Origin of the sequence: Mycolicibacterium arenosum (assembly GCF_024320865.1) — a bacterium.
GTDB classification, from domain to species: domain Bacteria; phylum Actinomycetota; class Actinomycetes; order Mycobacteriales; family Mycobacteriaceae; genus Mycobacterium; species Mycobacterium arenosum.
The window spans coordinates 194,542-219,032 of the sequence record NZ_JANDBD010000007.1 but is presented as its reverse complement, the minus strand read 5'-3'; the positions used below and the strand labels follow the sequence as shown (position 1 = coordinate 219,032).

General features: G+C 68.1%; 26 protein-coding genes. 11 read left to right on the top strand and 15 right to left on the bottom strand.

Going from position 1 to position 24,491, the window contains the following annotated elements; translation table 11 throughout:
* The first annotated feature begins 11 nt into the window (after positions 1–11).
* A complete protein-coding gene (locus tag NM203_RS18145) occupies positions 12–740 on the top strand; it encodes an HNH endonuclease family protein (RefSeq protein ID WP_255061450.1) in 729 nt (242 codons plus the stop codon).
* Here NM203_RS18145 and NM203_RS18140 read toward each other — a convergent pair.
* Positions 737–1,741 carry a TerC family protein gene (locus NM203_RS18140; protein ID WP_255061449.1) on the bottom strand — a complete coding sequence of 335 codons (1,005 nt, stop codon included), beginning with the start codon at positions 1,739–1,741 and terminating at the stop codon, positions 737–739. The two genes, NM203_RS18145 and NM203_RS18140, sit on opposite strands and share 4 nt — an antisense overlap.
* Positions 1,742–1,890: 149 nt before the next feature.
* Between NM203_RS18140 and NM203_RS18135 the strand changes: the two genes are divergently transcribed.
* Positions 1,891–3,018 carry a N(5)-(carboxyethyl)ornithine synthase gene (locus NM203_RS18135; protein ID WP_255061448.1) on the top strand — a complete coding sequence of 376 codons (1,128 nt, stop codon included), beginning with the start codon at positions 1,891–1,893 and terminating at the stop codon, positions 3,016–3,018.
* Positions 3,019–3,071: 53 nt separating this feature from the next.
* Here NM203_RS18135 and NM203_RS18130 read toward each other — a convergent pair whose 3' ends face one another.
* From NM203_RS18130 to NM203_RS18115, 4 genes are all read right to left on the bottom strand, one after another.
* Positions 3,072–3,242, bottom strand: coding sequence for a CsbD family protein (locus tag NM203_RS18130; protein ID WP_255061447.1), 171 nt, complete (start codon positions 3,240–3,242; stop codon positions 3,072–3,074).
* Between the two features lie 78 nt (positions 3,243–3,320).
* Positions 3,321–3,755, bottom strand: coding sequence for a CsbD family protein (locus NM203_RS33545; RefSeq protein WP_408633372.1), 435 nt, complete (start codon positions 3,753–3,755; stop codon positions 3,321–3,323).
* Between the two features lie 166 nt (positions 3,756–3,921).
* Positions 3,922–4,788: an aldo/keto reductase gene (locus NM203_RS18120; protein WP_255061446.1), complete on the bottom strand. Its 867-nt coding sequence runs from the start codon at positions 4,786–4,788 to the stop codon at positions 3,922–3,924.
* A gap of 107 nt (positions 4,789–4,895) precedes the next feature.
* Entirely contained in the window at positions 4,896–5,075 is a 180-nt protein-coding gene (locus tag NM203_RS18115) for a DUF6131 family protein (RefSeq protein WP_255061445.1), read from the bottom strand.
* 104 nt (positions 5,076–5,179) lie between these two features.
* On the opposite strand from NM203_RS18115, the gene NM203_RS18110 reads away from it, so the two are divergent.
* Positions 5,180–5,848 carry a response regulator transcription factor gene (locus tag NM203_RS18110; RefSeq protein WP_255061444.1) on the top strand — a complete coding sequence of 223 codons (669 nt, stop codon included), beginning with the start codon at positions 5,180–5,182 and terminating at the stop codon, positions 5,846–5,848.
* On the opposite strand, the gene NM203_RS18105 is transcribed toward NM203_RS18110, so the two are convergent.
* Positions 5,802–6,233: a DoxX family protein gene (locus NM203_RS18105; RefSeq protein ID WP_255061443.1), complete on the bottom strand. Its 432-nt coding sequence runs from the start codon at positions 6,231–6,233 to the stop codon at positions 5,802–5,804. The two genes, NM203_RS18110 and NM203_RS18105, sit on opposite strands and share 47 nt — an antisense overlap.
* Complete coding sequence (locus NM203_RS33350; RefSeq protein ID WP_255061442.1) at positions 6,230–7,150, bottom strand: NAD(P)/FAD-dependent oxidoreductase; 921 nt, start codon at positions 7,148–7,150, stop codon at positions 6,230–6,232. Before NM203_RS33350 ends, NM203_RS18105 begins: the two co-directional genes overlap by 4 nt.
* Positions 7,151–7,231: 81 nt before the next feature.
* Here NM203_RS33350 and NM203_RS18095 point away from each other — a divergent pair, with 81 nt between their 5' ends.
* The 3 genes from NM203_RS18095 to NM203_RS33345 are packed head-to-tail and all read left to right on the top strand — an operon-like array spanning position 7,232 to position 8,369.
* A complete protein-coding gene (locus tag NM203_RS18095) occupies positions 7,232–7,477 on the top strand; it encodes an antitoxin (RefSeq protein WP_255061441.1) in 246 nt (81 codons plus the stop codon).
* Positions 7,422–7,865 (top strand): type II toxin-antitoxin system VapC family toxin, encoded by a 444-nt coding sequence (locus NM203_RS33440; RefSeq protein ID WP_332843501.1) that lies wholly within the window; start codon positions 7,422–7,424, stop codon positions 7,863–7,865. The genes NM203_RS18095 and NM203_RS33440 overlap by 56 nt, the downstream gene beginning before the upstream one ends.
* 57 nt (positions 7,866–7,922) lie before the next feature.
* Positions 7,923–8,369 carry an SHOCT domain-containing protein gene (locus NM203_RS33345; protein ID WP_255061439.1) on the top strand — a complete coding sequence of 149 codons (447 nt, stop codon included), beginning with the start codon at positions 7,923–7,925 and terminating at the stop codon, positions 8,367–8,369.
* Positions 8,370–8,379: 10 nt separating this feature from the next.
* Here the strand turns inward: NM203_RS33345 and NM203_RS18080 are convergent, their stop codons facing one another.
* From NM203_RS18080 to NM203_RS18070, 3 genes are read right to left on the bottom strand one after another with little or no spacing between them, the layout of a single operon-like run.
* The gene (locus tag NM203_RS18080; RefSeq protein WP_255061437.1) at positions 8,380–10,455 is read right to left on the bottom strand and encodes a xanthine dehydrogenase family protein molybdopterin-binding subunit; all 2,076 of its coding nucleotides are present in this window, start codon (positions 10,453–10,455) and stop codon (positions 8,380–8,382) included.
* A complete protein-coding gene (locus tag NM203_RS18075) occupies positions 10,452–11,447 on the bottom strand; it encodes an FAD binding domain-containing protein (RefSeq protein WP_255061436.1) in 996 nt (331 codons plus the stop codon). Before NM203_RS18075 ends, NM203_RS18080 begins: the two co-directional genes overlap by 4 nt.
* Positions 11,444–11,959, bottom strand: a complete 516-nt coding sequence (locus NM203_RS18070; RefSeq protein WP_255061435.1) for a 2Fe-2S iron-sulfur cluster-binding protein — start codon at positions 11,957–11,959, stop codon at positions 11,444–11,446. Before NM203_RS18070 ends, NM203_RS18075 begins: the two co-directional genes overlap by 4 nt.
* Before the next feature lie 76 nt (positions 11,960–12,035).
* On the opposite strand from NM203_RS18070, the gene NM203_RS18065 reads away from it, so the two are divergent.
* A complete protein-coding gene (locus NM203_RS18065; protein WP_255061434.1) occupies positions 12,036–13,223 on the top strand; it encodes an NAD(P)/FAD-dependent oxidoreductase in 1,188 nt (395 codons plus the stop codon).
* A 5-nt stretch (positions 13,224–13,228) separates the two neighbouring features.
* Here the strand turns inward: NM203_RS18065 and NM203_RS18060 are convergent, their stop codons facing one another.
* From NM203_RS18060 to NM203_RS18040, 5 genes are all read right to left on the bottom strand, one after another.
* Positions 13,229–14,182, bottom strand: a complete 954-nt coding sequence (locus tag NM203_RS18060) for a glycine betaine ABC transporter substrate-binding protein (RefSeq protein ID WP_255061433.1) — start codon at positions 14,180–14,182, stop codon at positions 13,229–13,231.
* The gene (locus tag NM203_RS18055) at positions 14,182–14,901 is read right to left on the bottom strand and encodes an ABC transporter permease (RefSeq protein ID WP_255061729.1); all 720 of its coding nucleotides are present in this window, start codon (positions 14,899–14,901) and stop codon (positions 14,182–14,184) included. The genes NM203_RS18060 and NM203_RS18055 overlap by 1 nt, the downstream gene beginning before the upstream one ends.
* A 59-nt stretch (positions 14,902–14,960) precedes the next feature.
* On the bottom strand, positions 14,961–16,163 hold the full coding sequence (locus NM203_RS18050; RefSeq protein WP_408633371.1) for an ABC transporter ATP-binding protein: 1,203 nt from the start codon (positions 16,161–16,163) through the stop codon (positions 14,961–14,963).
* Positions 16,156–16,803 (bottom strand): ABC transporter permease, encoded by a 648-nt coding sequence (locus NM203_RS18045; protein WP_255061432.1) that lies wholly within the window; start codon positions 16,801–16,803, stop codon positions 16,156–16,158. Before NM203_RS18045 ends, NM203_RS18050 begins: the two co-directional genes overlap by 8 nt.
* Positions 16,804–16,879: 76 nt before the next feature.
* Positions 16,880–17,596, bottom strand: coding sequence for a cutinase family protein (locus NM203_RS18040; protein WP_255061431.1), 717 nt, complete (start codon positions 17,594–17,596; stop codon positions 16,880–16,882).
* Positions 17,597–17,759: 163 nt separating this feature from the next.
* On the opposite strand from NM203_RS18040, the gene NM203_RS18035 reads away from it, so the two are divergent.
* The 4 genes from NM203_RS18035 to NM203_RS18020 are packed head-to-tail and all read left to right on the top strand — an operon-like array spanning position 17,760 to position 24,419.
* Complete coding sequence (locus tag NM203_RS18035; protein ID WP_408633370.1) at positions 17,760–19,724, top strand: cellulose biosynthesis cyclic di-GMP-binding regulatory protein BcsB; 1,965 nt, start codon at positions 17,760–17,762, stop codon at positions 19,722–19,724.
* Positions 19,721–21,253: a hypothetical protein gene (locus tag NM203_RS18030; RefSeq protein WP_255061429.1), complete on the top strand. Its 1,533-nt coding sequence runs from the start codon at positions 19,721–19,723 to the stop codon at positions 21,251–21,253. The genes NM203_RS18035 and NM203_RS18030 overlap by 4 nt, the downstream gene beginning before the upstream one ends.
* A complete protein-coding gene (locus tag NM203_RS18025; RefSeq protein WP_255061428.1) occupies positions 21,250–22,734 on the top strand; it encodes a glycosyltransferase in 1,485 nt (494 codons plus the stop codon). The genes NM203_RS18030 and NM203_RS18025 overlap by 4 nt, the downstream gene beginning before the upstream one ends.
* On the top strand, positions 22,731–24,419 hold the full coding sequence (locus NM203_RS18020) for an ArnT family glycosyltransferase (protein WP_255061427.1): 1,689 nt from the start codon (positions 22,731–22,733) through the stop codon (positions 24,417–24,419). The genes NM203_RS18025 and NM203_RS18020 overlap by 4 nt, the downstream gene beginning before the upstream one ends.
* The last annotated feature ends 72 nt before the right edge of the window (positions 24,420–24,491 follow it).

Here is a 24,491-nt window from a genome sequence, read left to right as displayed (position 1 = left end):
GAGGGGGCAGCGTGGGTTCACCGTTGCATGCGCTCCGGTGGCTGGCGTGCCTCGCGTTCGCGTGCGCGGCGTGCTCGAGTGCGGCGCCGTCGGCCGAGCGGTTCTTCGTCACCGCGACGCCGCCCAGCGCGCAGCCGGTGACCACCGCGCCGAGCCCGCCGACCATCGCCCCGTCCGGTGAGATCGGGCAGTTGCTCACCCGCATCCCGGTCGTTCCGGCGCTGCCGAACGTCTCCGGCTACGACCGCAGTTGCAGTCCCGGCAGGGGATGCGTGTTCGGGCCGGCGTGGAAGGACGTCGAGCGCACCGGATGCGACACCCGCAACCGGGTGCTGGCCGACCAGCTGCGGCGGGTGGAGTTCAAGCCCGGCACGGGGGACTGCAAGGTGGTCTCGGGCCTGCTGGACGATCCGTACAGCGGGACGACGATCCCCTTCACCTCCGCGGACCCGCGGGCCGTCGAGATCGACCACGTGTTCGCGCTGGGGCGGGCGTGGGACGCCGGGGCGGCGGCCTGGCCGGTGGACAAACGCGTCCTGTTCGCCAACGACACCGAGAACCTGCTGGCGGTGTCGGGCGACCTCAACCAGTCCAAGTCGGACTCGGGCCCCGGCACCTGGCTTCCCCCGAACGCGTCGTTCGCGTGCCCGTTCGTCATGAGGTACCTGCGGGTTGCGGCCAAGTGGCAGTTGAGGATCAGTGCCGACGACCGCGCTGTGGCGATGTCCACCTGTGCCTAGTCGACGGCCTTCGCATCCTCGTGGCTACCGGTCAGCGAACCGGCGTGCGCCTTGGCGGTCGGGTCGCGCCGGGTCTTGATCAGGCTCGCCACGGTCACGATGGCGAGGATGACCACGATGACGACCAGGCTCAGGTAGGTGTTGACCTCGGGGATCCGCGGGTCGATGTCGACGTGGCCCCAGTGCAGCACCAGCTTCACGCCGATGAACGCCAGGATGATCGACAGGCCCGTCGACAGGTACACCAGCCGGTCCAGCAGACCCTTGACCAGGAAGAACAGTGCCCGCAGGCCCAGCAGCGCGAAGGCGTTGGCGGTGAACACGATGAACGGCTCCTCGGTGACGCCGAACACCGCCGGAATCGAGTCGAGCGCGAACAGCAGGTCGACGCAGCCGATGGCGATGAGGACCGCCAGCAGCGGCGTCACCATTCGGCGTCCGTTCTTGCGGGTGAACAGCTTGCCGCCGTCGTAGTCGTCGCTGACGGGCAGGAAGCGACGGGTCGCCTTGATCACGAAGTTGTTCTCGACGTCGGGGTCCTCGTCGCGGTGTCGGAACAGCTGAACAGCGGTGTAAATCAACAGGATTCCGAACAGCAGGAACATGAACGAGAACATCGAGAGCAGGGTGGCGCCGACGACGATGAAGATCCCCCGCATGATCAGCGCCAGGATGATGCCGAAGGTGAGCACCTTGTGCTGGTGTTCCTCGGGCACCGCGAAGGTGCCCATGATGATCACGAAGACGAAGAGGTTGTCGACCGACAGGCTCTTCTCGACGATGTAGCCGGCGAAGTACTGGGTTCCGTAGTCGCCGCCGTAGGCCATGGTGAACCAGACCCCGAAGCCGATCGCGACCAGGATGTAGAACACCGACCACGCGCTCGCTTCGCGGAATCCGACGCGGTGGGGGCGAAGCGCCGCCAGAGTGAGGTCGATGGCCAGGAGCGCGATGATCAAGCCGATCGTCACTACCCACGTCGTCGTGCTCAATTCGAGCATGCTGCAGTCGTCCTCGTTCTCGTCGGTTCGTCGATGATTCTCCAGACCGGGGCATCGCCGCAACGCTGCGCCCCTGGTGACAACGGTACGGTCCGGTCGGGAGACGTCCTGAGTGTTCTCTCAGCTGCGCGCGGTGAGACGCTATGGCGATGAGCCCCCTGACCCTCGGCGTGCTGGCCCGCACCCGCAAGGAGAACGAGCAGCGCCTGCCCATACACCCGCTTCACCTCGACCGGCTCGACCGGGGCGTGGCGAAGCGCGTGTTCCTCGAGACGGGGTACGGCTCCGACTTCGGGGTCTCGGACGAGGATTTGGCGCGCCACGTCGGCGGCGTGAGGTCCCGCGCGGACCTCATCGCCGAGTGCGACGTCATCCTGCTGCTGAAGCCGGATCCGGCCGACCTCGCCGAGCTGCGCGACGGCCAGGTGCTGTGGGGCTGGCCGCACTGTGTGCAGGATCGGGAGCTGACGCAGCAGGCGATCGATCGCAAGCTGACGCTGCTCGCCTTCGAGGCGATGAACCTGTGGCGCAGCGACGGCTCGTTCAAACTGCACGTCTTCCACAAGAACAACGAGCTCGCCGGCTACGCCTCGGTGCAGCACGCGCTGCAGCTGATCGGGTCGACGGGCATGTACGGCCGTCGGCTGCGCGCGGTGGTGCTCGGCTTCGGTTCGACCGGCCGCGGTGCGGTGACGGGCCTGAACGCGCTCGGTGTCAACGAGATTCAGATCCTCACCAATCGGCCGGTGAACGAGGTGTCGTCCCCGATCCACTCCGCGGAGATGCTGCAGTTCGACGGCGAGGCCGGGATGGTGCAGACCGACGACGGCACCGTGCCGCTGGCCGGGTTCCTGGCCGAGGCAGATGTCGTCGTCAACTGCGTGCTGCAGGATCCGAACGCGCCCCTGGTGTTTCTGAACGACGACGACCTCGCGGCGTTCCGGCCGGGCAGCCTCATCGTCGACGTATCGTGCGACGAGGGAATGGGTTTCAGCTGGGCGCGCCCGACCACGTTCACCGACCCGACGTTCACGGTCGGCGACAACATCACCTACTACGCGGTCGATCACAGCCCGTCGTACCTGTGGAACGCGGCGACGTGGGAGATCAGCGAGGCGCTGCTGCCGTACCTGAGTGACGCGCTGGACGGGCCCGACGCGTGGGAGAAGGACCCGACCCTCAAGCGCGCCATCGAGATTCAGGACGGACGCATTCTGAACCCCGATATCCTGGCGTTCCAGAACCGTTCTCCCGAGTATCCGCACGCATCCTCCTGAGGGACCAGTGGGGACCGGGCCGCAATGCGCGACCCGGTCCCGCAGGGTGAGCTTTAGGTCAGCTTGTCCTTGATGTTCTCGCCGACCTTCTTGACGCCCGAGACGCCCTGATCCTTCTGGCCCTCGGCCTTCAGCTCGTCGTTGTTGGTGACGTCACCGACGACCTCCTTGACCTTGCCGACGGCGTCCTCGGCGGCGTTCTTGGCCTTGTCGACGATTCCCATGGTGATTCCTCCTTGTGTGGGTATCGGCAGCCGGTCGGCTGTCGACGGGTGGGGCGGCGGCGTCGAACCGCCGCGGGATCAGGACTTCAGAGCTGAGAAGCTGGCCTTGGCGACCCTCGCCGCACGGCGGGTGCGGTCGCGGCGCTGCGCCGCCGAGCGGATGCGGAGTCCGACGTACACGGCGACACCGGCGACCGCGACGACGGCGAACACCGCGGGGGCCGGGGTCTTGTCGGCGACGGCGGTCTTCACCTGTTCGGTCTTCTCGGTCACGGTGTCGACGGCCTGGCGCGCCGTGTCCTTCACGTCCTCGGCGACGTCTTCGGCTTTGTCCGCGACGGCGTCCTTGACCTCATCGGCCTTCTCGGCCGCGGTGTCCACGGCCTGCTTCACCTGGGCCTTGGCCTGCTGGCCCGCGCCGTCGGCCTTGAGGTCGTCGTTGTCGGTCAGGTCGCCGGCGGCTTCCTTCGCCCGGCCGGCCAGTTCCTCGGCCTTGTTGGTCAACTCGCTCATGTCACTCTCCTCCTCGGCCGCCTCAGCGCGGCGCTTCGTGCTTCTGTGGAGGTGGACGGCGCGACGACGCGAAACCGAACGTCGAATGGACGTGATCTACGCGACGTTTCGACGACGAAACGCCGGCCCCGAAGGACCGGCGTTTCGGTGTCGATGTCGGGTCAGCTCACTGCGCGGTCGCCTTGTCGATCGCCGCGAACTCGGCGTCGGTGAGCTCGATGCCCGCTGCCGCGACGTTCGGTTCGAGGTGGTCGACGCGCGAGGTGCCGGGGATGGGCACGATCACCGGTGAGCGCTTGAGCAGCCAGGCCAACGCCAGCTGCGACGGGCTGGCGCCGTGGTCGGACGCCAACGAGCCGAGTGGGCCGTCGGTCTCCGCCAGCGGTCCGGCCGCCAGCGGGAACCACGGGATGAACGCGATGCCCTGCTCCTCGGTTTCCTCGAGCAGCGGCTCCGCGGTGCGGGTGGTCAGGTTGTAGAGGTTCTGCACGGACACGATGTGCGCGACCTTCTGTGCGGCCCTCAACTGGTCGGCGTCGATCTCGGACAGTCCGATGTGCCGGATCTTGCCCTCCTCCTTGAGCTTCGCGAGCTCGCCGACCTGGTCCTCCAGCGGGAAGTTCGGGTCGATGCGGTGCAGCTGGTGCAGGTCGATGGTGTCGACGCCCAGCCGACGCAGGCTCATCTCGACCTCCTGGCGCAAGTACGCGGGATTGCCCAGCGGGACCCAGACGTCCGGTCCGGTGCGCAGCAGCCCCGCCTTGGTCGCGATCACCAGGTCGTCGGCGTACGGGTGCAGGGCTTCGCGGATGAGATCCTCGGCGACGTACGGGCCGTAGGAGTCGGCGGTGTCGATGAAGTTGACGCCGAGTTCGACGGCGCGACGCAGCACCCGGATCGACTCGTCGTGATCGTCGGGCGGTCCCCAGACGCCCTTGCCCGTCAGCCGCATCGAGCCGAAGCCCAGCCGATTCACGGTCAGATCGCCGATGGTGATCGTGCCGGCAGCGGCGGCGGTCGTCGAATCCGTCATGGTGCTCCTCGAAGGTGTCGCGTGATGTGCACTTCGAGCCTGTCACGGCGGGACGACGCGTGGGGACCGGGCCGCGAGGCGCGCGGCCCGGTCCCGGTCAACGCGGCCTAGTAGTAGTGCCGGCGGCCGCCGACTGCCCGGCCGGTGCGTCCGACGAGCGCCAGCACGATGCCGACGATCAGCAGGATCACCCCGACGACGACGAGCAGGTGCGCGAAGGCGAAGGTGGGTACGAGGGCGGGCAGGATGAGCCCGAGGACGATGAGCACGATTCCGAGAATGATCACGGGGGTTCCCCTTTGGTCAGTGGTCGAGCGGCGCCCGACTCTGGTGTCAATCGTTGACCCTTTGGGGTGGTCCGACTACACCCCTAGGGCGGTAATCTCTACCCGTGCCCACGTCGCCGAGTAAGCCGATCACCGTGGCGCTCGTCGACGACTACGACGTGGTGCTGATCGGCGTGGCGAACATGTTCGACAAGTACCGCGACCGGGTGATCGTCGCGGAGATCGACTCGACGATGGGTGTGCAGGACCCCGTCGACATCGTGCTGTACGACTCGTTCGCGCAGCCGGAGTCCGACCACGAGGAGATCGGCCACCTGGTCGCCAACCCCGCCGCGCGTCGAGTCGTGGTGTACACGTGGAACTTCCATCCCGAGCTCATCGAGAGTGCGAAGGCGCACGGCGCGCACGGTTACCTGTCGAAGACGCTGCCGGCTAGTGAGTTGGTCGCCGCTCTCGAGGCGGTGCACGCCGGCGAGGTGGTGTTCAGCGATCCGCCGAGCGGCACGCGCTCGCCCGTCGGGCAGGACTGGCCGGGCCGCGGGGAGGGCCTCAGCGACCGCGAGTCGGAGATCCTGGCGCTGATCACCCAGGGCAAGAGCAACGCCGACGTGGCCCGGCTGACCTACCTCAGCCCCAACACGGTTAAGTCGTACATCCGCAGCGCCTACCGCAAGATCGGCGTCAGCAGTCGCACTCAGGCCGTGCTGTGGGGCGTCGAGCACGGGTTCACGCCGGACCACCATCGGATCGAGCACTGGAAGGGCGGGCCCTAGCGCGACGCCAGGCCGACCACGCTCCGGTGCACCACAGCGCCCAGACGACCAGCACCGGCTGGAACAGCAGCCGGATCCCGCGGGCGGTGTCGGTGTCGAGGCCGAAAGCATCGGTGTGCGTGATGAACTGGGAGATGTTGCCGGGGAAGACGGCGACGAAGAACGCGGCCAGCACCCACCCGACCGCGACGCGGCGCCGGGTCCACAGCAGCAGTGCCGCCCCCAGGGCCAGCTCCACCACCCCCGAGGCGATGACGACGAAGTCGGCGTTGAGCGGCAGCCACGGCGGCACCTGGGCGTAGAAGGTGGTGCGCGAGAAGAAGTGCGCGGCGCCGGCGAAGAGCATGAACGCGGCGAGGATGACGCGGGCGACGGTGGCGATCATCCGAGTCGCTCCGCCAGCGCCGTTCCGAGCCGATGCCCCGACAGGTACGCCGACTCGACCCGCGGCGCGCCGGACGGACACCAGGTGTCCCCGCACGCACCGAGCGGCCGGCCCTGGTGCGTAACCAGGCCGAACTCGGAATCCCCGTGCGTGTTCACGGGTTTGGCGAAGGTCCAGCGGTGGACGTGGGTCCACTCCGGTTCGGCGTCGACGCCCAGCACGCGGCCGACGGCGGCCAGCACGGGTGCGATCGCACCGTCCGGCGCGTCGAGGTGGGCGCGGGCCAGGTCGGCGGTGGTGTGGGCGACCAGCACGGCGGCGCCGTCCCCGCGGCGCGAGCCGTCGTCGGCGATCAGCGTCAGGTCGGGGTCGTCGTTGACGAACGCGGCGTCGGCGACCGGCCAGCGGCGCTGCGACCAGCCCGCGGCGACGGCGATCACCGGTTCGTACTCGACCCAGTCGAACGCGTCGGGAGCCAGCCGCGCCGCCTGGGGATCGGGCATCGCGAGCACGACGGCGTCGTGGTCCAGTTCGGCGAGCGCGCCGATCTCGTTCTGGGAGCGGACGTCGGTCGGCAGCGAGCCGGTGACGAGGCTGCGCAGGCCGTCGGGAGCGGCGTAGCGGATCGGTCCCGTCGAGCGGCTGTGGCCGTCGGGGGAGTAGACGTCGAGCGTGTCGGTCCACTCCCGCACCGCGCCGAGCTCGTTCCAGTGCTTCACCGCCGCAACGAAATCGGGCTCCTTGGCGGTGAAGTACGCCGCACCGATGTCGACCCGGCGGTCGTGCACCCGCGGGGAGGCCAGCCGTCCGCCGGGGGCGCGCCCGCGGTCGATCAGTTCCACCTCGACCCCGCGGTCGAGCAGGGCGCGCGCGCAAGTGACTCCCGAGATCCCGGCTCCGACGATGGCGACTCTCACGAGTCCACGTTAGAGGTACGGCCGTGGGTTCGTCGAGGCGTCTACCAGCAGTGATGCAATATCGCATGTTATAGTGCACTTATGCCTAAGACCGTGCAAATTCGCGACATCGACGACGATGTATATGCGGGCCTGCTGAGGCGGGCCGGCGAGGAGGGGATTACCGTTCCCGAGCTGCTGCGCCGCGAAGCGACGCGAATCGCCGCGCGGCCATCCATCGCAGAATGGTTGCGCCGTACTGACCGCCGTCCGTCGAGGATCGCTACGACCGATGTACTGGCGAATCTCGACGAGTGGCGTGGTGAGTGGCCCGATGCTGGTCGTTGACGCGTCGTGCTTGTTCGAGGTTGTAGCGGACACCCCTCGGTCCGCTGAGATCGCGGCGCGACTAGCTGTTGAGCCGGATCAGGCTGCCCCTGAAGTCGTCGATGTCGAGGTGCTCGGCGTGATTCGCGCGCAGTACATGCGCGGCGCTCTCGACGGAACGGCAGCTGGACAGGCGGTGGCCGACCTACGCGACTGGCCCGGTGAGCGGCACTCCCATCGGTGGATGCTGGAGCGGGTGTGGCAGTTGCGGGACTCGGTCCGTGGGTGGGACGCGTTTTACGTGACGCTGGCCGAGGCACTCGACGCCACGTTGGTGACGTTAGATGGCAGGCTAGCGCGTGCGCACGGGCCGAAGTGCCGTATCGAAGTGCTTGGTAGTCAGGGCTAGTCGCACAGTGACGGTGCGGGGCGCTAACCTCGCACCCGGCATGAAAGGGAGGTTCATGTGGCCGCGCTTCCGATAAAGCACAACCTGGGTTTCGGCAATGGCAAGATCCTTGAGTTTCCGGACGGTACCGCCGCGTATGTGAAGTCGATGGAGTTTACCCAAGCATTCCGCGTGCACATCTCGGACGTCACCGGCTTCTCAGTGACGAAGGAAGGCAAGATGCTGGAGCGCCGACTCCACATTCTCGGCAACGGGTCGACGCTGGCCTTCGTCGATGTCGCCCATGGCACCTCGGAACTCATCGAGAACTGGTTTCGGGCACACAAGCTGTTCCACGGCAACGTCGTTCGGTCCGCGCCAACCCCGACGGGTCCGCCCGCGACAGCCAGCCCCGGGTCGCCGTTGATCGCCGACGAACTGCGTAAGCTTGCGGAACTCCGAAACGAGGGCATCCTGTCGGACGCGGAGTTCCAGTCCCAGAAGGCCAAGTTGTTGGCACGTTAGCGCCCGGCCCCTACCCGCCGAGCAGCTTGTCGCACGTGATCGGCAGGTCGCGCACCCGCACCCCGGTCGCGTGGAACACGGCGTTGGCGATGGCCGCCGCCGAGCCGACGATGCCGATCTCACCGGCGCCGCGCGAGCCCATCGGGTTCGCGTGCTCGTCGAAATCGTCGAGGGCGACCGCCTCCATGTCGGGGATGTCGGCGTGGCAGCTGATGTGGTAGCTCGCGAAGTCCTGCGTGACGATGTGGCCGAACCGGTGATCGCGCACGCTTTCCTCGTGCAGCGCCATCGACAGGCCCATCGTCATGCCGCCGAGCAGTTGCGAGCGCAGCGTCGCCGGGTTGATGACCGTGCCGACGGAGAAGACGCCGAGCATCCGGGACACCCGGACCTCACCGGTGAACCGGTTGACGCGGGCCTCGGCGAAGTGCGCGCCGAACGAGTACATGCCGAAGTTCTCGGCGTCGGAGTTCTCGGGCTGCTCGGCGGTGGTCGACGCGCCGGGTATGGGGCTGTCGCTGTGCTCGTCGCGGAACGCCTGTGCCGCAGCGTGAATGGTGGCACCCCAGGAGCTGATGCCCGACGAGCCGCCCTCCACCGACGCCGACGGCAGATCGGTGTCGCCGATCTGCAGGTCGATCTCGTCGGCGGGGCAGTCCAGCGCGTCCGCGGCGATCTGCGTCAGCGTGGTCCACGTACCCGTGCCGATGTCGACGGCGCCGATCTGCACGACGTAGCGGGCGTCGGCGGTGTACTCGATGCGGACGGAGTTGCCCGACATCGTCATCGCCGGGTAGACCGCGGAGGCGACGCCGGTGCCGACGAGCCACTCGCCGTCGGTGCGGCCGCGCGGCTCGGGGTCGCGATCGGCCCACCCGAAGCGCTCCGCCCCGGTACGCAGGCACTCGACGAGCCGACGGTTGGACCAGGGGTTGCCGGTCGCGGGTTCGACGGCTGGCTCGTTGCGGACGCGCAGCTCGATCGGGTCCAGGCCGCACGCGACCGCCAACTCGTCCATCGCGCTCTCGAGTGCGAACATGCCGGGGCACTCGCCGGGGGCGCGCATCCAGAACGGCACGGCCACATCGAGTGTCGCCAACCGGTGGCTGGTTTCGCGGGTCTCGCTCGCGTACATCATCCGCGCCGACACGGCGGTCTGCTCGGCGTACTCCTTGACGCTGGCGGTCTGCTCGACGACGGCGTGGCTGAGCGCGGTGAGCCTGCCGTCGCGGTCCGCGCCGAGGCGCAGGTGCTGGATGGTGGGCGTGCGGTAGCCGACGATCGCGAACATCTGCTGGCGGGTCAGCGCCAACTTGACGGGCCGACCGGCGACGCGCTGGGCGGCCATCACGGCGAGCACGTTGTGCGAGTGCGGCGCACCCTTGGACCCGAAGCCGCCGCCGACGTTCTTCGCGATGACGCGGATCCGCTCCTCGTCGATGCCGAACAGCGTGGCGATCTGCTGGCGCACGACGTGGACGCCCTGGGTGGAGTCGTAGAGCGTCAGCCGCGGGCCGTCGTGATCCCAGATCGCGATGGTGGCGTGGGGTTCCATCGGGCTGTTGTGCTCGTGCGGTGTCGTGTAGGTCTCGTCGACGAGCACCGCGGCGTTCTCCAGCGCGGCCTCGACGTCGCCGTCCGAGGTGTCGGTGTCGTAGTCCGGGTTGACGGTCTCGGGCCTGTAGAGGCCGGGGTGATCGGCGCGGATCTCGGTGTCGTGCCCGGACTCGTCGTACTCGACGACGACGAGACCGGCTGCCTGGCGGGCGATTTCAGCGCTGTCGGCGATGACGCCGCCGATCAGCTGGCCGCGGTAGTGCACCAGTTCGTCCTGCAGGACGGTGAGGTCGCCGTCGGAGGTGTCGGCCAGCGTGGGGGCGTCGAACGGGGTGATGACCGAGTGCACGCCGTCGAGCGCCTCGGCCGCCGAGGTGTCCATCGTGGACACCCAGCCGCGTGCGACGGTGGCCTGCAGCGGGTGCAGGTAGAGCGCGTCGCCGATCGGGTACTCGAACGCGTACCACGCCGTCCCCCTGACCTTGGCCGGGCCGTCGAGACGGGTGAGCGGTGTGCCGACGGCGGTCATCGGGTGGTGCCTTCCTCGAGTGACGTCAGGGTGGCGACGATCGCGCGGCGGGTCAGGTCGACCTTGAACTCGTTGCCGGGCAACGGTTCCGCGATCTCCATCTCGACGTCGGCGGCGCGCCGGAAGACGTCGCCGGTGGCCCACTCGCCGACGAGGACGGACTCGGCGCGGTAGGCGCGCCAGGGTTTGTGCGCGACCCCGCCGAGCGCGATGCGGGCCGACGTGATGCGGCCGCCGTCGGTGGCGAGCTCGGCGGCGACCGAGGTCAGCGCGAACGCGTAGGAGGCGCGGTCGCGGACCTTGCGGTAGGTGGACCGGGCGCCCTCGGGTGCGGGCGGGATCTCGACGGCGGTGATCAGGGCGCCGCGGGGGAGGTTGGTGTCGCGGTCCGGCTCGTCGTCGGGCAGCCGGTGCACGTCGGTGAGCGGTAGGCGGTGCTCCCCGTCGGCGTCCACGTAGATCACGACGGCGTCCAGCGCGGCCATCGCGACGGCCATGTCGGAGGGGTGCACGGCGACACAGTGTCGGGAGGCCCCGAAGATGGCGTGGTAGCGGGTGTAGCCGCCGATCGCCGAGCAGCCGGAGCCGGGCGTGCGCTTGTTGCACGGCGTGGTGACGTCCTGGAAGTAGACGCAGCGGGTGCGCTGCAGCAGGTTGCCCGCGGTGGTGGCGAGGTTGCGCAGCTGGCCGGAGGCGCCCGACAGCAGCGCGCGGGCCAGGACGGGGAAGCGGCTGCGGACGATCGGGTCCGCGGCGAGGTCGCTGTTGCGGACGTCGGCGCCGATGCGCAGGGTGCCGTCGTGGAGCAGCGTCAGCTCGGTGAGGGGCAGCAGATGGCCGACGTCGACCAGGAGCGAGGGTTCGGCGACGCCGAGCTTCATGTGGTCGACGAGGTTGGTGCCGCCGGCGAGGTAGGCCGCGTCGGGGCGGTCGGCGAGCGTGGCGACGGCGTCCTGCACCGAGGTGGCGCGGTGGTAGTCGAAGGGGATCATCGGGCGGCCTCGTTGATCGCGGCCAGGATGTTGGGGTAGGCGGCGCAGCGACAGAGGTTGCCGCTCATGCGTTCTCGGATCTCGGCGTCGGTGAGGTCGATGTCGCCCTCGAGGTCGTCGGTGACGTGGCTCGGGGCGCCCCGCTTGTGTTCGTCGAGCATGCCGACGGCCGAGCAGATCTGGCCGGGAGTGCAGTAGCCGCACTGGAATCCGTCGTGCGCGAGGAACGCCTCGGCGACCGGGTGCAGGTTGTCCGACTCGCCCATCCCGGCGGCGGTCTGGATGTCGGCGCCGTCGTGCGCGACGGCGAACGCGAGGCAGGTGGTGGCCCGGCGGCCGTCGAGCAGCACCGTGCAGGAGCCGCACTGGCCGTGGTCGCAGCCCTTCTTCGGCGCGGTGACGCCGAGGTGCTCGCGCAGCAGGTCGAGCAGCGTGACGCGGTTGTCGATACATCGCTGGTGCTCGATGCCGTCGACGCGCACGGTGATGTCGGTGAAGCGGGCTGACTCCATGGTCGGGCGGTACCCGCCGGTGGGGTGGCGAAACGCGGGCCGGGTTCAGCGCCGCCGGAACGGGTAGGGCGGTGTCATGCAACCCGATGGGCTGGAGGAGGCGTTCGACGTACTGGTGGTGGGTGGCGGCAACGCGGGGCTGAGCGTCGCGGCCCGGCTGCTGCGGCGAGGCGTGTCGCGGGTGGCGGTCATCGAACCGCTGGCGGTGCACACCTACCGGCCGCTGCTGTCGTACGTCGGCGCTGGGCAGGTGGCGCAGAGCAGCGCGGAGCGCACGCAGGAGTCGGTTACCCCGCGCGGCTGCATCTGGCTGCAGGACGCGGCGGTCTCGGTGCACACCGACACGAGGACGGTGCAGGGTCGGTCGGGTCGCGCGTACCGGTACAACGCGCTGGTGCTCGCGACGGGACTGGTACCCGACGAGGAGGCCCTGCCGGGGATCGACGAGGCGATCAACTCACCGGCGGTGGCGAGCAACTACCTCGATCACGCGGAGAAGACGTGGGAGCTGGTGCGGTCGCTGTCGGACGGCGGGCGTGCGGTGTTCACGGTGCCGCGGCCGCCGGTGAGTTGCACGGGTACGACGTACAAGCCGCTGTTCCTGGCGGCCGCGCACTGGTGGACCCGGATGGTCGACGTCGACATCACGCTCGTCGTGGACCGGCCGAGCCTGCTCGGCGTGCCCGAGATCGACGACCGACTGCAGGAGCACCTCGACGGGATCGGAGTCCACGTGCTGTACGACGCGACGGTGACGGCCGTGAAGCCGGACGGTGTCGAGGTGTTGCGCGACAACGCATCTCAGACGGTGCCGTTCGACTTCCTGCATCTGGTGCCGCCGTTCCGCGGGCCGCGCTGGCTCGAGGAGTGCGGGCTGACGGCAGCGGACTCGCCCGGTCTGGTCGACGTCGACTCGCGCACGTTCCGCCACCGCAGGTACCGCGACGTGTGGGCGGTCGGGGACGCCGCGACCGTCGACACCGACCCGTCCGGCGGTGCGCTGCGCAAGCAGACCGCGATCCTGGTGGACAACATGGAGGCAGCCCGCGACGGTGGCCCGATGACGGAGTACGACGGCTACACCGTGGCGCCGATCGCGACCGACGCGCACCGCCTGATGTTCGGCGAGTTCGATCGGTCGGGCGTGACGGGGTCACTACCGCTCGGGATCGATCCGCTGACACCGCGGCGGGCGGCGTGGGCGTTCGACCGCTACGCGCTGCCGCAGATGTACTGGAACCTGATCCTGAAGGGTCTGATCTGAGGCGCTCAGTCCACCGAGACCAAGCCCTCTTTCACCAGCCAGTCCCTCGCGACCAGCGCCGGATCCTCGCCGTCGTTGTCGACCCTGGCGTTGAGTGCGAGCATCACGTCGTTGGTGATCTTCGGATTGAGCTGGCCGAAGATCTCGGTGAGTTCGGGGTGGGCGTCGAGCAGTTCGGTGGCCACGACCTCGGTGAGGTTGTAGAGCGGGAAGAACTGCCTGTCGTCCTCCAGCACGCGGAGGTCGAGCGCCGGGATGCGGCCGTCGGTGGTGAAGACCTCACCGAAGTTGCACTCGCCGTCCGCTGTTGCGGTGTAGATGACGCCGGTGTCGAGGTTGGTCACCTGGCCGAGCTGAGGGCGCGAGAGGCCGTACGTCTTCAGCATCGGTTCGAAACCGTCGTTGCGGCTGGCGAATTCGCTCTCGACGCAGAACGTCAACTCGGACCGGTCCAGCCTGGCCAGATCGGAGAGCTTGGTGACGCCGAGGCGTTCGCCCTCGGACTCGCGGATCGCGAAGGCGTAGGTGTTGTTCATCGGCGACGGCTCGAGCCAGGTCAGGCCGTTGGCACGGTCCTGCTCGTCGACCGCCTTCCACTGACCGATGGGGTCCTTGATCGGATCCTCGTGACCCATGTAGTTGATCCACCCGGTGCCGGTGTACTCGGGTGAGACGTTGGCGGTGCCCGACAGCATGGCCTGCCGGACGCCGAAACTGCCGGGCGTGTTGCTCATGTTGGTGACGTCGGCGCCGGCCACCTCGAGGATGATCGACAGCATGTTCCCGAGGATCAACTGCTCGGTGAAGTCCTTGGCGGCCACGGTGATCGGCACGCCGGCGAGCGAGTCGTAGCGCTCGATGGACCCGGGCTGCGCCTTGAGCACGGTGCCGCTGGCCGGCTCCAGACCGCAACTCGACACGACCAGCGCGGTGACGAGGGCGATGACGGCGGTGCGCATCACATCCCCTTCGGCGAGGCGAGCATCTCGACGACACGCGCCAGCCAGTCGATGAACAGCGCGAGTGCGGCGACCAGCACGGCGCCGACGACGAGCGTGACGGTCTGCTGCAGCTTGATGCCGGTGGTGATCAGCTGACCCAGGCCGCCCGCGCCGGTGAAGGACGCCAGCGCGGCGGTACCCACGATCAGCACCAGGGCGGTGCGGACGCCCGCGATGATCACGGGCAGAGCCAGGGGTAGCTCCACCTTGAGAAGTGTTGCCCTGCTGGACATTCCCATCCCGCGGCCGGCTTCCACCAGCCGGGCGTCGACGCCGTCGAGACCGGTGACGGTGTTCGCGACGATCGGCAGCGCGCCGTACACGGTCAGGGCGACGATGGCGCCGACCTGGCCGATGCCGAAGAGCACCGCGCCGAGGGCGATCAAGCCGATCGCGGGCGCCGCTTGACCGAATCCGGCGACCGTGATGATCGGTTTCGAGAAGCGTCGCATGGGTCCCCGCGTCAGGGCGATACCGAGCGGAATGCCGACGGCGCACGTCAACACGGTGGCCGCGAGGCTCACGACCATGTGCTGACGCAGCAGGTCCAGCAGGCTCTGCACGCCGAGTGATCGCTGCTCGGACTCGGAGACGTCGGCGATCTGCACGTACGCCAGGCAGGCCGCCACCGCCGCCACACACGCCAACGGCTGGAGGACCCAGCGCGCGAGACTCATTCGGCGGGAACGGCCGTCGAAGCTCGCGTCGGCGACGACCGGGTCGATGACGACGGCCGTCACGGTGCGGGCTCCGCGGCGGGCGTTGTCGAGCGGATGCCGGACATGGCGTCCATGATGGTCTCTACCCGGACCACGCCCTGGTAGGTGTTGCGCCTGCCGGTGACCACCACGACGCCGTGTGACGACGTCAGCATCTCGTCGAGCGCGTCGTTGAGCGTCGATGCGAGGTTCACGCACTCGAGTTCCTCGTCGCGCGTGACGTCGTCGAGCGAGTGCGGGTCGGCGAGTTCGTCCAGGGAGAGCCAGCGCTGCGGCCGCTCCTGCGCGTCCAGGACGATCACGTGCTCGCGATTGATGGCGCGTGCGGCCCGAACGGCGGCCGCGGGATCGTCGCCGACGTGCGCGACGGCCGCCTCGTGCAGGTCGACGTCGCGAACCCGGTTGAGGCTGAGCTGTTTCAGGGCGGCCCCGGCGCCGACGAAGTCCCTGACGAAGTCGTCGGCCGGGTTGTTCAGGATCTGCTCGGGGGTGTCGTACTGGACGATCTCGGACCCGACCTGCAGGATCGCGATCCGATCGCCGAGCTTGACGGCCTCGTCGAAGTCGTGGGTGACGAACACGATGGTCTTGCGGAGTTCCTCCTGCAGGCGCAGCAGCTCGTCCTGCAGGCGCTGCCGGGTGATGGGGTCGACGGCGCCGAACGGCTCGTCCATGAGAAGCACGGGCGGGTCGGCGGCGAGCGCGCGGGCGACGCCGACGCGCTGCTGTTGGCCGCCGGAGAGCTCGCGCGGATAGCGGTCGCGGTACTGCGCGGGGTCGAGACTCACCAGGTCCAGCAGTTCGTCGACACGGGCGGCGATGCGGTCCTTGTCCCACTTGAGCAGTTTCGGCACGATCGCGATGTTGTCGCCGACGGTGTAGTGCGGGAACAGGCCCGCACCCTGGATGACGTAGCCGATGTGGCGGCGCAGTTCGTCCGGGTTCCTGCGTGTGACGTCGTCGTCGCCGATGAGGATGCGCCCGCTGGTCGGCTCGATCAGCCGGTTGATCATCTTCATCGTGGTGGTCTTGCCGCAGCCCGATGGGCCGACCAGCATGACGATCTCGCCCGCGGGAATCTCCATCGTGATGTTGTCGACGGCGGGCTTCGACGAGTTGCCGTATCTCTTGGTGACACCGTCGAGCAGGATGCGCGCCCCGCCGGTTCTCCGCTCGGGCTGGTCGGCGCCGGCCGAGTCGATGGTGGCCGATTCAGACACGGATCCCCCTAGGGGTGGTGAGGCGGGTGACGACGTTCAACACGGTGTCGAGGACGACGGCGAGGATGAGGATGCCGATGGTGGCGGCGAGGATCGAGTTCGTCGCGTTGGCGCCGCCCATCCGGGAGATGCCGGAGAAGATGTAGCCGCCGAGGCCGGGACCCAGCGCATAGGCGGCGATGGCCGCGATGCCCATCAGCATCTGCGCGGACACCCGGACACCGGTCATGATCACCGGCCAGGCCAGCGGCAGTTCGAGCCGCCACAGCGTGGTGAGCCGGCTCATGCCCATACCGCGCGCCGACTCGACGAGCGTCTTGTCGACGCCGCGAAGCCCGACCACGACGTTGCGCAGGATCGGGAACACGCCGAAGAAAGCGAGCATGATCACCGACGGCAGCACACCGAGGCCGACGACGCCGACGAGCACTCCGAGCAGTGCGTAGGAGGGGATCGTCAAGCCGACGGCGGCTACCGTGTTGCCGAGCGCCGAGCCCCAGTTGGAGCGGTAGATGAGCACGCCGACCAGCAGGGCGAGCACCGTGGACACAGCAAGGGTCTGCACAACCAGACTCATGTGCTGGTAGGCGAGGAACGACAGGACAGACCAGCGGTCCACGACGAACTCTGTGAAATTCATGGCGGGTCTGCGTTACCCATTTTGACGCGCGGCAAACACCGGACCCGGTTCGTCGGTATCCCGCCTTCGGGATTTGCTAGCCGGTCATCGGGGCGGATGCGGTGCGGCTGACGGCGTACTGAGCTGCCTCACCGGTCATCCCGTTGAAGCCGTACGAGATGTGCGCGAAGCCGGGCTGACCGTTGGGGGTGCCGTCGCAGATGGCGTCGCCCTGCGCGCAGAGCTTGAGGGTCTTGGCGGCGTAGTTCGGTCCGATGGTCAGCTGAGGCGCGTCGTAGCTCGCCAGGAACTCGGGTGACGGGGTGCCGAACAGCGTGACCGCCGCGACCTTGTCGGCGACGCTCGCGGGGAGTGGCGCGGGCGCCGCGGACGCGGGCACCCCGAGCGGAGCCTCGTTGGCGGTGACGTAGCCGGCGACGATCGCGCCCTGCGAGTAGCCGCCGAGCACGATCTTGGTGTCCGGGCAGTTGGTCGCGGTGGCCTGCACGTGTGCCCCGGCGTCCCGGACGCCGTCGATGACCGTTTGGGCGAACGCGTCGCGGTTGTTGAAGTCGTCGCTGGCGGCGTAGTTCACCGGGTAGACGTTGAGGGTCTTCGCGCCCAGCTGTGCGCGCAGAGCGTCGGCGTAGGACTGGCCGATGCCGCCGACGCCGGGGGCCTCGCCGGTGCCGCGGGCGAAGACGAGTTCCGCGTCGGGGCAGGGTGCGGCTACTGCGGGGGCGGCGGTGGTGACGCTGAGGATCGCTCCGGCGGAGACGACGGCTGCGCCCAGGAGTCGTGGCAGGTGAGTCATGCAAGCGTGGTACCCGAGGGGTGGTGTGGCAAACCACGGGCGTGCGTCGGCCCAGCAGCCGGACGGTTGCCGAGGTCCGTATTCACGGACCGGGGCGATTTCGAATTCGCATCACTTACTCGTTTGCGCGTGAATTCTGATCGCTGTCGATACTGTCCTGTGAATGCCGCGTCGTTCACACCGAGGATTGCGCATGGTGTCGGCCCTCGTGTTGGCTTTCCTGACCGCCGGGACTTTCACCCCGCAAACTGCACTCGCTGAGCCCGCTGAAAGCGGCGTGCCTGCCGAGTCGCCCATCCTCGGGTTGCGGGATCTGGGGGCGAATTCGACCATCGCCTTTTACGGAGCGCAGGGTACCGAGACGTTGACGATTCCGGTTCCGCAGGGTCTGGTGCCCGCCGAACTGACTGCCATCGTGGAGATTCCGATCAACCTGCAGGCGGGGATGCTGACCGCGACGCAGGGCGAGCGGACTATTTCGCGGGTGCCACTACCCCTGGGCGATCGGGTGCCCGTGGTGATTCCCCTGGATGGCGTTTCCGTTGTCGACAATGCGGTGACACTGATCCTCCGCAGCTATCTCGTTCCGTTGGAGGGTTATTGCCTTGACCCCACGAATCCGCTACGGCTCACCGATTCCGCTATTCGATACGACGGAGCGGAAATACCGCCGGCGACTGTGGCGGATTTCCTTCCGCCGATACTTCGCAAGCTGACCATCTTCATTCCGGCGCAACCGCTGTACGTCGAATCCGAAGCCGCAGGCCGACTGGCGACGGCGGTGGTGGCGCGCTACGGCAAGCAGAACACCGAGATCGTGGTGTCGCCGCTGGCCGATGGGCAAGCCGGCCCAGCTGAGCCGTCGGCACCCATGGAACGACAGATCGTCATCCGCGAGGGTCCCGAGGTCGCGGTGGCACTGCGCGCCGCCGACGGCGTCCCCTCGCTACTGATCAGCGGGCCGCCCGATCAGCTGATCAACCAGGCGCGGCTGCTGTCCAGCGACGTGTCCCGGTTGGCCGTGAGTTCACGAGCCGTGGTCGGTCCGCTGAAGACCGTGCCTCAGCTACCCGCTGATATGACGACCATCCGGCAACTCGGCCAACCCGGCGTGAACGCCACGGCGCTGAATCCGCAGGTATCGATCGGACTGGATCAGACCCGGTTGGGCCGATCCGTGCAGAACGTGCGGGTGCATCTGCGCGGTACCTACACCCCGCTGCCGACCACCATCGGCGGCAGTGTGGTGGTCGCGATCAACGGCGAGACGATCGACCAGTGGCCCGTCGACAGCGCGGGCGTGATCGATCGCTGGGTGGACATTCCGGATGGGCTGATGCAGCGGTACACCAACCTCGGGGTGGCGATCAACATCTCCGGAAACACCGGAAGGTGCGGTGAGTTTCAGCCGATCACGCTGACGATCGACGGGGACAGCCCGGTACAGACCAGCCGTGCCGACCCGCCCCTGACGGCGGGCTTCCAATCGATGCCCCAGGCGCTGATGCCCCGCATCGAGGTCGGCCTCGGCGAGGACGCGTTCGCCGACACCCGACGTGCGGTGTCGATTCTCGTGGGCCTGCAGCGGATGAGTGCGCTGCCGATCGACATCGCGGTCATGCCGCTGCAGCAGGCCATCGACTCACCCAACCCCGCCCTGCTCATCTCGTCCGGTGGCTGGTCGGATCAGCGGATCGAGTTACCGGTCAGTGCAGACGATTCCGGAGAGCTCACGGTTGCGGACGCCGACGGCGGCACCGACGCGACCACCCTGACGCTGGATCCGGAGCAGCGATTCGGCTCCCTTCAGACGGTGTTCGACGGCCGCCGAACGTTGTTGATCGCGACCTCGAACGGAGCGCCCGAGCAATTGGATGCGTTGTTGGGTTGGTTGGACGCGGACCCGGTGCGCTGGACCCGGTTGACCGGAACCGCGGTTCTTGCGCCGACCGGGCGCGATCCGGTGACCTTCGGTGCGGTCGTTCCCCAGCAGTCCGACACGCCCGGCGCGGGCGGTGATGGCCTGCCCTACTGGTGGTTCGGCGCAGGCATCGTCGCATTGGTTGCTGCCGGGGCCGGGCTGATCTGGCGGCGGACGAGGCGGAAAGGCGCCGAGCGGTCGACATGACGGCATCCACCGACGTCGGGTCTCGCCGGGCCGGGCAGAAGCTGGCTGACTGGTATCACGGCCTGCATCCGGGCTATCGCCTACCGCTGCGCTGGGGCCTCATCGGGACGATGACGGTGATCGCCTTCTTCGACAGCATCGCCAGTCTGGTGCAGACCACTCGCAGTGGCGGACTGGGCGGCTTCGTGTGGACCGTCCTGGTGGTCGGGACGTTGGTGGCGATTGGCGTGTCCCGTTGGCACCGAACCGAATTGCCCATTCACGATCGCCAGACCGACGTGATCGTCGGGACGATGGCCCTGGTGCTCGCGTTGTTGATCAACGGGGTTCTGTTGGGGCGCTACGCGCTGTACTTCCATCTGCTGCGGCTCGATCTGGTGGCGATGTGGCTCTACGCGTTGAGTGCGAGCATCGTGCTGTTCGGGCTGCGACCCGTCATGCGCTTCGCGTGGGTATGGGGCATGGTGCTGCTGCTGACGTTCCCGCTGCCCTACTACCTCACGGTCGTCGCCCTGGGGGGCGGGAAAGTGGCGGCGGGTGCGGCGACGCTGCTCGTCTCGGGGGTGGGCACGGGGATTGCGCTGGGCCGAACGTTTCGGCGGGGATTGATCGGGTCCCTGGTGTCGTGGGCCTTCGGCGGTCTGATCCTGCTGGTGATGGCGCTCCTCTTCGACGATGCGCCGCTGCTGGCCTTTCAGCTGATTCCGGCGGTGAGCACGATGTGCGTGGTGGGCGGCGGGTTCTTTCTGTACGCGCGTCGCGGAGCACCCAAGCGCATTCTGGACCGCAAGGTGGAGCCGCTCGCCGCTCGCCAGGTGTGGGCGGGCGTGCCGGTCGTGGTCGCGGTCGGGATCGCGCTCGCGTTCGTGCGCCTCCCGCCGACGGTCAGCGTCGTCCCCGTCATCCCCCTGGCCCCCGGTGCTCTGCGTCAGGGCCAGCCGGTGGCGGTGCCCCCCGGCTGGCACCTCACCTCGATGCGCACCTACGACTGGGTGCATCGCATCTACGGCAGCGGTGCCGACCTGATCCGCCAGCAGGTCACGGCCGACGACGTCAACCCGGATTGGGACACGCTGGGGCGGCCACGGACCGTGATGATCGACAGCGTGACGAGTGAGCGGCCGTTCTCGTTCAACGTCTTTCCTGCCAGGGTCCTCTACGACGTGGCCGGAGCCCGGCTCAGCGCACCGCGCTTAGTCGACCTCGGTTCGGGCGTCGAAGGCCAGTTGGTCTCGGTGGTCGACGACACCCTTCTGGTCACGTGGAATGCGCTGCAGATCACCTGGGGTGACAGCGAAATCGCTCAGCGTGTGCTCCTGTTGGCGGTCGACAACCACGACCCGGAGGCCCCGTTTCCCGAGCCCTCCGGTGGTGTGGTGCCGACCTTGGGCACGTTGATCACGATCCTGCTCCGCGGCAACGCCGCCGACACGGACCGCGCGCCGGCGTTTAAGGACGCCGGGATGCTCACCCAGCTGGGTCGCGAAATCGTTACGGCGCAGCGCATTCCGGTGGGCGGCGCCCGGTGAGCGCCGGGGTCGACCGGCCGGCGCCCGACACCTGTTCCGAGGCGGACCGCGAACTGGCGCTGTACCGGGCCATCAACGGCCTACGCGAGGACGATCCGCTGAACTCCGCGTCGACCCCGCTGGTGGGCTGGCAGCGGCCCGTCCTGTGGGCGCTGCTGCTCATCCTCGTGGGCTGCGTGATCGCGGCGCCGATGGCGACCGCCGTGGCGTTGATCGGCATCTGCACCCTCGGTTACGTGGTGACCATGCTCGATCGGGTGATGATCTTCCGCCAGGGTCTCGCGTCCAGGGCGATCGTGATCAGCGACGAGGAAGCACTGGCGATCCGTGACGAGGACCTGCCCCGCTACACCATCCTGGTGCCCGCCTACAACGAGCCGGAAGTGGTCGGCGACCTGATCGGTGCGATGGCCCGGCTGAGGTATCCGCCGGAGAAGTTACAGGTCCTGCTGTTGCTGGAGGCCGACGACGACGTGACCATCGCGGCCGCGCGTGCCAGCGGCGAATCCGACATCATCACGATCGTCCTCGTGCCGCCCGCCGAGCCGCGAACCAAGCCGAAGGCCTGCAACTACGGTCTCCACTTCACCACGGGCGACATCGTCACGATCTACGATGCCGAGGACCTACCCGAGCCGCTGCAGTTGCGCCGCGTGGTGGCCACCTTCGCGCAGTTGCCCGACGACGTCGTATGCGTGCAGGCCAAGCTGAAATACCACAACGGGCACCAGAACCTGCTGACCGGCTGGTTCACCGCCGAGTACGGTCTGTGGTTCGGCTACCTGCTGCCGGGCATGATGCGCACGACGGCCCCAATCCCGTTGGGCGGCACGTCCAACCACCTCTTGAGGTCCGTGCTGGACGAAATCGGCGCCTGGGATCCGTTCAACGTCACCGAGGACGCCGACCTCGGTCTGCGCATCGCCGCCTCGGGCTATCGCACAGCGGTCGTCGACTCCGAGACCCTCGAGGAAGCCAACAGCGACCCGATCAACTGGATCCGACAGCGCTCGCGCTGGTACAAGGGATACCTGCAGACCTGGTTGGTGCACATTCGGCGACCTCGACAACTGTTGCGCACCATCGGTCTTCGCAGCTTCGTCAGGTTCAACCTGGTGCTGGCGGGAACGCCGATCATCGCGGTGCTCAACCTCGTGTTCTGGTTCATCACCATGACCTGGTTCCTCGGGCAGCCGGCGCTCGTCGGCGCCGTGTTTCCGCCGTACATCTACTTTCCCGCACTGGTCGCGCTGATCCTCGGCAACGGCGCCACCCTCTACATGAACCTGATCGCACTACGCGAGGACGATCGGTCCGACCTGTTGGTGGCGGGCCTGACGGTGCCGCTGTTCTGGGTGATGATGAGTGTGGCCGCGGCCAAGGGCTGCTACCAGCTGGTCCGCAGTCCGTCATACTGGGAGAAGACCTTTCACGGCTTGTCACAGCGGCCCGTGCTCGAGGACGAGCCGGCTGCCCCGTGACCGAGAAGCTCCGGGTGTCCGACCGCCGATTGAAGTTCGCCGTCTTCCTGGTGGCGCTGGCGGTGTACCTGGCGGTCGGATACTGGCTGCAGGTACGTCACGGATTCATCCTCGGGGATGCGCTGTCCAGGGTGTCGGCAGCGCAGAGCGCACTGTTCAGCCGCGATCCGCACCTGGCCGCCATCGGGTTCATCTTCACCCCGCTGACCGCGATGGTGCAGATCCCCGCGGTCCTGCTGAGCCCGCTGTGGCCGGAGATGACCGAACGGGCCTTCTCGGGAACCATCATGTCCGCCGTGTTCATGGCGGGCGGCGTGGTCCAGATCCTCGGCATGGGTACCGATCGTGGGTTGCCCCGCGGCTACGTCCTCGCCATCACGGCGCTGTTCGCCTTCAATCCGATGATCGTCTTCTACGGTTCCAACGGCATGAGTGAGGCACCGTTCATCTTCTTCATGTCGTGGGCGGTGCGGCGCCTCATCATGTGGATGGTGGACGACGACGTCCATCATCTGGTCGCCGCGGGCGGCATCGCGATGGGGTTGGCCTACCTGACCCGGTACGACGCGGTGGCGTGCGTGGCCGCCGCGGGACTGCTGGTGGGAGCAACCACCTATCTGCGGGCCAAGCCGGAACCGCGATTCCGGCGCGCCTTGCTGGACACTCTCCTGGTGAGTGGGCCCGGCTTCGCCGCGTTCGTGGGCTGGGCGGCAGCCAGCTGGTTGATCACCGGAGAAGCGTTCGCGCAGTTCACCTCTCAGTACGGCAACGCCGCGATCCTCGCCCAGTCCGGTCAGCCGACGGAGACCTTCACCGCGGGTATGACGTTCGCGCTGGTCTGCATCACCTTCCTGGCGCCGACCCTGGCCCCGCTTGCACTGTGCTGCGGAATCCGGCGGTACGGTCGCCCGAACTGGTCGGTGCTGCTAGTGCCGCTGTTCGTCTACGGCGCGGCGCTGGCCTTCCAGACGTTCAGCTACGCCACCGGATCGACGTTCCCGTTCCTGCGGTTCTACATCGTGGCCATCCCGCTGTCGGCGTGCCTGGCGATGTTGGCGGTCCCGGACGGCGTGTTGATCCCTGCTACGCGGCGCGGCAGATACGCTCCGCCACAGCCCGATCCAGGGCAGGAGCCCCGCCGCCGGTCCGTGGTCTATCCGCTGGTTGCCGCCCTTTTCGCCGTGGCGGTACCGGTCACCGCATGGGCGATGGGGCAGCCGAGGTACGCCCCGCAGGAATACGCCCTCGGTGCCGTGCTGGCGCCGGATCCGGATGACGTCAGCGTCCGCAAGGCGACCGAACACAGCATCGCCGCGTCCTTCGGCACCGAACGCCAGATCGCGAGGTATCTGGAGGGACTCAACCTGCCGGAGAGCTCGGTGATCACCGACACCGTCTACGGATTCGCGGTCACCGCCGCGTCGAGTCAACCCGAGACGTTCGTGGTGCCCTCGGATTCGGACTTCGTCGCCCTGCTCAACGACCCGGAGAACAACGGCGTCGAATACCTGCTGGCCGTTCCGCCGACCGGCCGAGGCATCTCCGACGCGCTCAACGTGCGGTATCCGACGCTCTACGAGACCGGTGCCGACATCGCCACGCTGGAGTTGGAGATCCCCAATGACGGCGACAGCCAGCCGACCTGGCGGCTCTACCGGGTGAACGAACCCATGGCGCCACGTTAGCGACGAGCTTGGGATGCGTTGAGCGCTGGGATACGCGCTACGGGACAACGTGTTTGCAGGTGGTCGTAATTC

What these genes read in the sequence shown, in the direction of transcription:
- NM203_RS18075 (WP_255061436.1), bottom strand. Translation starts at nt 11,447, where the DNA reads ATGATCCCCTTCGACTACCACCGCGCCACCTCGGTGCAGGACGCCGTC.
- NM203_RS18135 (WP_255061448.1), top strand. Translation starts at nt 1,891, where the DNA reads ATGAGCCCCCTGACCCTCGGCGTGCTGGCCCGCACCCGCAAGGAGAAC.
- NM203_RS18060 (WP_255061433.1), bottom strand. Translation starts at nt 14,182, where the DNA reads ATGCGCACCGCCGTCATCGCCCTCGTCACCGCGCTGGTCGTGTCGAGT.
- NM203_RS18045 (WP_255061432.1), bottom strand. Translation starts at nt 16,803, where the DNA reads ATGAATTTCACAGAGTTCGTCGTGGACCGCTGGTCTGTCCTGTCGTTC.
- NM203_RS18120 (WP_255061446.1), bottom strand. Translation starts at nt 4,788, where the DNA reads ATGACGGATTCGACGACCGCCGCCGCTGCCGGCACGATCACCATCGGC.
- NM203_RS18080 (WP_255061437.1), bottom strand. Translation starts at nt 10,455, where the DNA reads ATGACCGCCGTCGGCACACCGCTCACCCGTCTCGACGGCCCGGCCAAG.
- NM203_RS18030 (WP_255061429.1), top strand. Translation starts at nt 19,721, where the DNA reads ATGACGGCATCCACCGACGTCGGGTCTCGCCGGGCCGGGCAGAAGCTG.
- NM203_RS18140 (WP_255061449.1), bottom strand. Translation starts at nt 1,741, where the DNA reads ATGCTCGAATTGAGCACGACGACGTGGGTAGTGACGATCGGCTTGATC.
- NM203_RS18095 (WP_255061441.1), top strand. Translation starts at nt 7,232, where the DNA reads ATGCCTAAGACCGTGCAAATTCGCGACATCGACGACGATGTATATGCG.
- NM203_RS18065 (WP_255061434.1), top strand. Translation starts at nt 12,036, where the DNA reads ATGCAACCCGATGGGCTGGAGGAGGCGTTCGACGTACTGGTGGTGGGT.
- NM203_RS33545 (WP_408633372.1), bottom strand. Translation starts at nt 3,755, where the DNA reads ATGAGCGAGTTGACCAACAAGGCCGAGGAACTGGCCGGCCGGGCGAAG.
- NM203_RS33440 (WP_332843501.1), top strand. Translation starts at nt 7,422, where the DNA reads ATGTACTGGCGAATCTCGACGAGTGGCGTGGTGAGTGGCCCGATGCTG.
- NM203_RS18105 (WP_255061443.1), bottom strand. Translation starts at nt 6,233, where the DNA reads ATGATCGCCACCGTCGCCCGCGTCATCCTCGCCGCGTTCATGCTCTTC.
- NM203_RS18070 (WP_255061435.1), bottom strand. Translation starts at nt 11,959, where the DNA reads ATGGAGTCAGCCCGCTTCACCGACATCACCGTGCGCGTCGACGGCATC.
- NM203_RS18055 (WP_255061729.1), bottom strand. Translation starts at nt 14,901, where the DNA reads ATGAGTCTCGCGCGCTGGGTCCTCCAGCCGTTGGCGTGTGTGGCGGCG.
- NM203_RS18130 (WP_255061447.1), bottom strand. Translation starts at nt 3,242, where the DNA reads ATGGGAATCGTCGACAAGGCCAAGAACGCCGCCGAGGACGCCGTCGGC.
- NM203_RS18035 (WP_408633370.1), top strand. Translation starts at nt 17,760, where the DNA reads ATGCCGCGTCGTTCACACCGAGGATTGCGCATGGTGTCGGCCCTCGTG.
- NM203_RS18040 (WP_255061431.1), bottom strand. Translation starts at nt 17,596, where the DNA reads ATGACTCACCTGCCACGACTCCTGGGCGCAGCCGTCGTCTCCGCCGGA.